This window comes from Mesorhizobium sp. M1406, from assembly GCF_040317555.1.
Taxonomy (GTDB): Bacteria; Pseudomonadota; Alphaproteobacteria; order Rhizobiales; family Rhizobiaceae; genus Mesorhizobium.
Genome location: NZ_JAMYKW010000034.1, coordinates 50120 through 57169 on the forward strand (window position 1 = coordinate 50120; position 7050 = coordinate 57169).

6 protein-coding genes are annotated in these 7050 nt (G+C 65.2%); all 6 read left to right on the forward strand.

Annotation, left to right across the window (positions count from 1 at the left end; genetic code table 11):
* Positions 1-53 precede the first annotated feature (53 nt).
* Positions 54-1508 (forward strand): UDP-N-acetylmuramoyl-L-alanyl-D-glutamate--2,6-diaminopimelate ligase, encoded by a 1455-nt coding sequence (locus NKH03_RS23680; protein WP_352970838.1) that lies wholly within the window; start codon positions 54-56, stop codon positions 1506-1508.
* Positions 1505-2962 (forward strand): UDP-N-acetylmuramoylalanyl-D-glutamyl-2,6-diaminopimelate--D-alanyl-D-alanine ligase, encoded by a 1458-nt coding sequence (locus NKH03_RS23685; RefSeq protein ID WP_352970839.1) that lies wholly within the window; start codon positions 1505-1507, stop codon positions 2960-2962. Before NKH03_RS23680 ends, NKH03_RS23685 begins: the two co-directional genes overlap by 4 nt.
* Positions 2963-2980: 18 nt before the next feature.
* Positions 2981-4063, forward strand: coding sequence for a phospho-N-acetylmuramoyl-pentapeptide-transferase (gene mraY, locus NKH03_RS23690; protein ID WP_013530954.1), 1083 nt, complete (start codon positions 2981-2983; stop codon positions 4061-4063).
* An 8-nt stretch (positions 4064-4071) separates the two neighbouring features.
* Positions 4072-5472, forward strand: a complete 1401-nt coding sequence (murD, locus tag NKH03_RS23695) for a UDP-N-acetylmuramoyl-L-alanine--D-glutamate ligase (protein ID WP_352970840.1) — start codon at positions 4072-4074, stop codon at positions 5470-5472.
* On the forward strand, positions 5472-6623 hold the full coding sequence (ftsW, locus tag NKH03_RS23700) for a putative lipid II flippase FtsW (RefSeq protein ID WP_352970841.1): 1152 nt from the start codon (positions 5472-5474) through the stop codon (positions 6621-6623). Before murD ends, ftsW begins: the two co-directional genes overlap by 1 nt.
* Before the next feature lies 1 nt (position 6624).
* The coding region (locus tag NKH03_RS23705; RefSeq protein WP_352970842.1) for a glycosyltransferase at positions 6625-7050 on the forward strand (426 nt) is incomplete at its 3' end.

A 7050-nucleotide genomic window follows, 5' to 3' on the forward strand; every position in this document is an offset into this window, starting at 1 on the left:
TCTTAGGGCGCGCCGGTAACTGCGCGCTATTTTGTTGCGGTGAACGGGACTCGATGAAGCTCAGAGATCTAGCCGGTATCCTGCCAGTCGAAGGAACAACTTCCGCCGATCTGGAGGTCATCGGGATTTCGTCGGATTCCCGCCAGGTAAAACCGGGCGTTGTCTTTTTTGCGCTCGCCGGAACCAAGGCCGATGGTGCCGTTTATGCCGCCGACGCCGCCGCGCGTGGTGCGGCGGCGATCGTGACGGGCAAGGGCGCCACCATTGCCGGGCTGTCGGTTCCGGTGCTGGCGGTCGGTGATCCGCGCCTGGCGCTGGCGCTGAGTGCGGCCCGCTATTTCGGCAAGCAGCCGCAGACCATGGTCGCGGTGACCGGCACCAGCGGCAAGACGTCGGTCGCCGCCTTCACCAGGCAGATCTGGGAGCAGGCGGGTTATGCCGCCGCTTCGATCGGCACCACCGGGGTGGTGGCGCCTGGCCGCAACGACTATGGCTCGCTGACGACGCCCGATCCGGTTGCCTTGCACCAGCTGCTGCGGGAATTGGCCGATGCCGGCGTCACCCACGCCTCAATGGAGGCCTCCAGCCATGGGCTCGACCAGCGCCGCCTCGACGGCGTGAAGCTGGCGGCCGGCGGTTTCACCAATCTCGGCCGCGACCATATGGATTATCATCCGACCATCGAGGACTATCATCGCGCCAAATTGCGCCTGTTCGACACGCTGCTGCCGAAGGGCGCGCCGGCCGTCATCTTTGCCGACGATCCATGGGCGGCACCGACGATCGAGGCGGCCCGGGCCGCCGGGCTCGAGGTGCTGGCGGTCGGTCGCCATGGCGATTTCCTCAGGCTGAAGCGGGTCGAGCACGAGCGCCACCGCCAGCGCGCCGAGGTCGAGGCCGACGGCGTGCTCTACGAGATCGACCTGCCGCTGGCCGGCGACTTCCAGATATCGAACGCGCTGGTTTCGGCGGGGCTTGCCATTTCCACGGGAACACCCGTCGCCAAAGCCTTGATGGCATTGGAGAAACTGAAGGGCGCGCCGGGTCGCCTCGACCTCGTTGGCACCGCTACCAATGGCGCGCCGGTCTATGTCGACTATGCCCACAAACCCGACGCGCTGGAAAACGTGCTGGCCTCGGTGCGCCCATTCACCACCGGCCGCGTCATCGTCGTGTTTGGCTGCGGCGGTGACCGAGACAGAGGAAAAAGGCCGATCATGGGCGAAATCGCGACGCGGCTTGCCGATGTCGTTATCGTCACCGACGACAATCCGCGCTCGGAAGTGCCGGAAACGATCCGTGCCGCCATCCTCGCGGCTGCTCCCGGTGCCATCGAGATCGGTGACCGGCGCCAGGCGATCCACGAGGCGGTCGCCATGCTGCATGCCGGCGACACGCTGATCGTGGCCGGCAAGGGCCACGAGGAAGGCCAGACGATCGGCTCCGAGACCTTGCATTTCTCCGATCATGAGGAAGTTCGCGCAGCACTCGCGGAGCGCGCCGCATGAGCTTGCTGTGGACCACCGAGACGCTGGTTGCCGCCATGGACGGGCGGCCGCTCGGGCCGATGCCGGACGGCATATCAGGCATTTCGATCGACAGCCGCAGCCTGCAGCCGGGCGACGCCTTCTTCGCCATCAAGGGCGAGGCGATGGACGGCCATGACTTCGCGACCGCTGCCATCAAGGCCGGCGCCGGGGTGCTGGTGGTGGCCGAAGGCAAGCTACCGTCGCTCGGCCGGCTGACGGCGCCGATCATCGTCGTCGAGGATGTGCTCGCCGCGCTGGAAAAGCTCGGGGTTGCGTCGCGGGCCCGCTCCAGCGCGAAAATCATCGCCGTGACCGGTTCTGCCGGCAAGACCACCACCAAGGAAGCGCTGCGCCATGTGCTGCAGGCCGTCGGCAAGGTGCATGCCTCGGCGCAGTCGTTCAACAACCATTGGGGCGTGCCGCTGACATTGGCGCGGATGCCCGATGATTGCGACTATGCCGTGTTCGAGATCGGCATGAACCATCCCGGCGAGATACGGCCGCTGGTCAAGATGGTGAGGCCGCATGTCGCCATCGTCACCATGATCGCGGCCGCCCACCTTGGCTTCTTCCGCAACCTGGACGAGATCGCCAAGGCCAAGGCCGAGATTTTCGAAGAGCTGGAGCCTGAGGGCGCCGCCATTCTCAACCGGGACGATGCGCGCTTCAAGCTTCTCGACAAGATGGCGCAAGCCGCCGGTGTCGAGCACGTCTACGGTTTCGGCGAGAATGCGCGTTCGACCTTCAAGCTGGTCAAATGCGAACTGCATGCGGATCATTCCGACATCGCCGCCAGGATCAGCGGCCATGAGGTGACGGCGCGGATCGGTGCGCCCGGCCGCCACATGGTGCAGAACGTGTTGGCGGTGCTGGGTGCGGCGCATCTGGTCGGCGCCGATCTCGACAGAGTGACACTCGCACTGGCCGATCTTTCGGCCGAGCGCGGGCGCGGCAAGCGCCATTTGCTGCGCCATCCCGGTGGCCCGACTTCGGACCACCCGGGAGGACCGATCACGCTGATCGACGAGAGCTACAATGCCAATCCGGCATCGATGGCTGCCGCCATGGCATTGCTCAACGCGACGCCGGTGACCGGCGAGGGCCGCCGCATCGCCGTGCTCGGAGACATGCTCGAACTCGGCGACCATTCGGCCAAGCTGCATGCGGCTCTCGCCGACCTTATCGTTGGCACCGGCACGCAGACCGTCTTTCTCGCTGGCCCGGAAATGCGGGCGCTGGCCGAGATACTGCCCGGCGAGGTCGAGACGGAATACCGCGCCGGCGTCGAGGAATTGAAGCCGGTGCTGCTTGCAGCCCTGAAACCGGGAGACGTGGTGATGATCAAATCGTCGAAGGGCATCGGTTTTGCAAAACTGGTCGATGCGCTGCTGGGCAAATTCCCGGCTGAATCGACAACCAGAAAACAGACCTAGGTCGGGGACGAAAAGCGCATGTTTACACTGCTCGTCGATTTTGCGGACAAGGTCTCGGTCTTCAATGTCTTCCGCTACATCACCTTCCGCACCGGCGGGGCGCTGATCACGTCGGCGCTGATCGTCTTCATCTTCGGGCCGACGATCATCAATTCGCTGCGGCTGCGGCAAGGCAAGGGCCAGCCGATCCGCGCCGACGGGCCGCAGACGCATTTCAAGAAGGCAGGTACGCCGACCATGGGCGGGCTGATGATCCTGTCGGGCATCATCGGCTCATCGCTTTTGTGGGCGAACCTGTCGAGCATCTATGTCTGGGTGGTGCTGCTGGTGACGCTGGGCTTCGGCTCGATCGGCTTCTATGACGACTATCTGAAGGTGACGAAGCAATCGCATCTCGGCTTTTCCGGCAAGGCGCGGCTGGCGCTCGAATTTGTCATCGCCGGCATCGCCGCATGGGTGATCATGCATAACGGCCAGGCGCCGTTCTCCTCGTCGCTGACATTTCCCTTCGCCAAGGAATTCATCGTCAATCTCGGCTGGTTCTTCATCCCGTTCTCCTGCTTCGTCATCGTCGGCGCCGGCAATGCGGTGAACCTGACCGATGGCCTGGACGGACTGGCGATCGTGCCGATCATGATCGCGGCGGCCTCCTTCGGCGTCATCGCCTATCTCTCCGGCAACGCCGTCTTCGCCGAATATCTGCAGATCCATTTCGTGCCCGGCACCGGCGAACTGGCTGTCGTGCTTGGCGCGGTCATCGGTGCCGGCCTCGGCTTCCTCTGGTTCAACGCGCCGCCGGCGGCGATCTTCATGGGCGACACCGGCTCGCTGGCCATGGGCGGCCTGATCGGCACGGTGGCCGTCGCCACCAAGCACGAGATCGTGCTGGTCATCGTCGGGGGATTGTTCGTCGTCGAAATCCTTTCCGTCATCATCCAGGTCGGCTATTTCAAGATGACCGGCAAGCGGGTATTCCTGATGGCGCCGATCCACCATCATTTCGAAAAGCTCGGCTGGACCGAAAGCCAGGTGGTGATCCGCTTCTGGATCATCGCCGTCATCCTGGCTCTGGTCGGCCTGTCGACCCTCAAGCTGAGATAGGAGGCCGCTTGATCCCCGCCGCATCCTTTTCAGGCAAGCGCATTTCGCTCTTCGGGCTCGGTGGCTCGGGGATCGCGACGGCGCGTGCGCTGATTGCGGGCGGAGCGGACGTGCTGGCCTGGGACGATAATCCCGAAAGCGTCGCCAAGGCCGCCGCCGCCGGGATCGCAACCGCCGATTTGCGCGGGGCCGACTGGGCCAAGTTCTCGGCTTTCGTGCTGTCGCCGGGCGTGCCGCTGACGCATCCCAAGCCGCACTGGACGGTGGAACTGGCGCGCGGTTCCGGTGTCGAGATCATCGGCGACATCGAGCTTTTCTGCCGCGAACGTATGCTCGGCGCGCCAACGGCGCCCTTCATTGCCATCACCGGCACCAACGGCAAGTCGACGACGACCGCGCTGACCGCGCACATCCTGAAAGCAGCCGGGCGCGACACCCAGATGGGCGGCAATATCGGCCGCGCGGTGATGACACTTGATCCGCCGCGGCCCGATCGGCACTATGTGGTCGAATGCTCGTCCTACCAGATCGACCTCGCGCCCTCGATCGATCCGACGGCCGGTATCCTGCTCAATCTGACGCCCGACCATCTCGACCGCCACGGCACCATGCAGCACTACGCCGCGATCAAGGAGCGGCTGGTGGCCGGCAGCGAGACGGCGATCGTCGGCATCGACGATTCCTGGTGCGCGCAGATCGCCGAACGGCTGGAGCGAGCGGGGCGGCATGTCATCCGCATTTCCAAGCGGCTGCCGCTGACCGACGGCTATTTCGCCGACGGCGGCGATCTGATGGAGGCCGTGCACGGCCGCTACAGCCGTGTCGCCTTCCTTGAAGGCATCGGCTCGCTGCGCGGCCAGCACAATGCGCAGAACGCGCTGGCGGCGGTCGCCGCCTGCCTCAAGGTCGGACTGGAGCTTGGCGAAATCCAGTCAGGGCTGGAAAGCTTTCCCGGCCTCGCGCATCGGATGGAGCAGGTCGGCCGCAAGGACCATGTGCTGTTCATCAACGATTCCAAGGCGACCAACGCCGATGCGGCGGCACCGGCTTTGTCGAGCTTTGCGCGCATCTACTGGATCGCCGGCGGCCTGCCCAAGGAAGGCGGCATCGAGCCGTTGCGCGGCTTCTTCCCGCGCATCGCCAAGGCCTATCTGATCGGCGAGGCCGCGCCTGCCTTTTCGGCGACGCTGGGTGAGGCCGTGCCCTATGAGATTTCAGGCACGCTGGCCGCGGCGGTCGAGCACGCCGCACATGATGCGGCGCAGGACGACAGCAGCGAGGCGGTGGTGCTGTTGTCGCCGGCCTGCGCGAGTTTCGACCAGTTCAAGAATTTCGAAGTCCGCGGCGAAGCCTTCAGGCAAGCTGCGAATGCTATCGAGGGTATGAAACCCATCGGAGGGGCACGATAATGCAGAGCCGTCTCGACAAAAGCCCGGTTGCGACCTGGTGGTGGACGATCGATCGCTGGTTCCTGGCAGCGTTCCTGTCGTTGATGGGGCTCGGCATCGTGCTGTCCTTCGCCGCCAGCCCGGCGGTGGCCGAACGCATCGGTCTCGACAGTTTCCACTTCGCCACCAGGCAGATCATCTTCACGGTGCCGGCGCTCGGCGTGATGCTGGCCGTGTCGTTCCTCGATTCCAGGCAGATCCGGCGCATGGCGCTGATCATGCTGTGCCTGATGCTGGTGCTGATGGTGGCGGTGCTCTACATCGGCGTCGAGGTGAAGGGGGCGCGCCGCTGGGTGTCGCTTGCCGGCCTGTCGATCCAGCCCTCGGAATTCCTCAAGCCCGCCTTCGTCATCATGTGCGCCTGGCTGTTTGCCGAGCACAAGCGCCAGCCCGACATTCCGGGCAATCTGTTCGCCATGCTGTTGCTGGTGCTGGTCGTGTCGCTGCTGGTGGCGCAACCGGACCTCGGCCAGACCATGCTGACGACCGGCACCTGGGGCATCATGTTCTTCATGGCGGGGCTGCCATGGCTGTGGATCGTCGCGCTGGGTGCCGCCGGCGTCGGCGGTGTCTTTGCCGCCTATACGGTGTTTCCGCACGTCGCCTTGCGCATCGACAAGTTCCTCACCGGCGAAGGCGACACGTTCCAGGTCGACATGGGGCGCGAGGCGCTGATCAATGGCGGCTGGTTCGGCGTCGGACCGGGCGAGGGCACTGTCAAGCGGGTCATCCCGGACAGCCATGCCGACTTCGTGTTCTCCGTTGCCGGCGAAGAGTTCGGGCTGGTCATGTGCTTCTTCATCATGTCTATCTTCGCCTTCATCGTGCTGCGCGGCCTCAACACGGCGCTGAAGGAGCATGACGATTTTACCCGCTATGCGGTCGGCGGCCTCGTCACCGTGTTCGGCCTGCAGGCTGTCATCAACATGTGCGTCAACCTGCAGCTTGTACCGGCCAAGGGCATGACGCTGCCGTTCATCTCCTACGGCGGCTCCTCGCAGATCGCCATCGCTATCTCGATGGGCATGGTGCTGGCGCTGACACGCAAGCGGCCCGAAAAGCGCAAGCAGATGGGCTTTGGCCTGTCGCAGCGCGCCGTGCCGGCGGAGTGATATGGCCAGAGGCGTCATCCTTCTCGCGGCGGGCGGAACCGGTGGGCATCTTTTCCCGGCCGAGGCGCTGGCCCATGAGCTGAACGGGCGCGGCTGGTCGGTGCATCTGGCGACCGACGACCGTGCCGAGCGGTTCGCCGGCCATTTCCCGGCGGCAGCCATCCATCCGATCCAGTCGGCGACGATGGGTTCGAAAAACCCGTTCGCCCTGCTTGGCGCCTTCTGGAAAATTTGGCGCGGCGTGCGTCAGGCTTCCGCCGTCATCGCCAGGATCAAGCCGGATGCCGTCGTTGGCTTCGGCGGCTATCCGACCTTGGCCCCCCGCGACCCCGCGGCCCCGCGCCAGGTGGCCCCCCAGCTCCCAGAGCCGAAGTGGGGGATGGGCCCCGCCCACCCGGCGCGGGGCCGGCGGGTGGCGGGGGGTGAT